The organism is Geodermatophilus sp. SYSU D00766 (genome assembly GCF_054049915.1).
Genome location: NZ_JBJGYI010000089.1, coordinates 1 through 763, shown reverse-complemented (window position 1 = coordinate 763; position 763 = coordinate 1). Strand labels below are relative to the sequence as shown.

Sequence of the window (763 nt, the reverse complement as noted above, 5' to 3'; positions counted from 1 at the left end):
CATGGCCGCCATCACCTACGACCACGCCACCTTGACCTATCCGGGGGCGTCCGCGCCGTCGGTCAGCGGGCTGGACCTCGACGTCGCCGACGGGGAGTTCCTGGTGCTGGTCGGCCCCTCGGGCAGTGGCAAGTCCACCGCGCTGCGGATGCTGGCCGGGCTGGAGGAGGTGACCGAGGGGTCGATCCGGATCGGTGACCGCGACGTCACCCACCTGCCGCCCAAGGAACGCGACATCGCGATGGTGTTCCAGAACTACGCGCTGTACCCGCACATGACGGTGGCGGACAACATGGGCTTCGCGCTGAAGATCGCCGGGATGAAGAAGGACCAGATCCGCACCCGGGTGGAGGAGGCGGCCAAGGTGCTCGACCTCACTCCGTATCTGGACCGCAAGCCCAAGGCGCTGTCGGGGGGGCAGCGGCAGCGGGTGGCGATGGGCCGGGCGATCGTGCGCCAGCCGCAGGCGTTCTTGATGGACGAGCCGTTGAGCAACCTCGACGCCAAGCTGCGGGTGCAGACCCGCACCGAGATCGCCGCGCTGCAGCGGCGGCTGGGCATCACCACCGTCTACGTCACCCACGACCAGGTCGAGGCGATGACGATGGGCGATCGGGTGGCGGTGCTCAAGGACGGGCTGCTGCAGCAGGTCGACACCCCGCGCAACCTCTACGACCGGCCGGTCAACGAGTTCGTGGCCGGGTTCATCGGCTCGCCGGCGATGAACCTCGTGCAGGTGGAGCTCACCGAGGGTGGGGCGCGG

At 69.2% G+C, this 763-nt stretch carries 1 protein-coding gene; it reads left to right on the top strand.

The window, feature by feature from the left end; genetic code table 11:
* Position 1: 1 nt before the first annotated feature.
* A partial coding sequence (locus ACI8AD_RS24945) for an ABC transporter ATP-binding protein (protein ID WP_456873216.1) occupies positions 2–763 on the top strand: 762 nt, incomplete at its 3' end.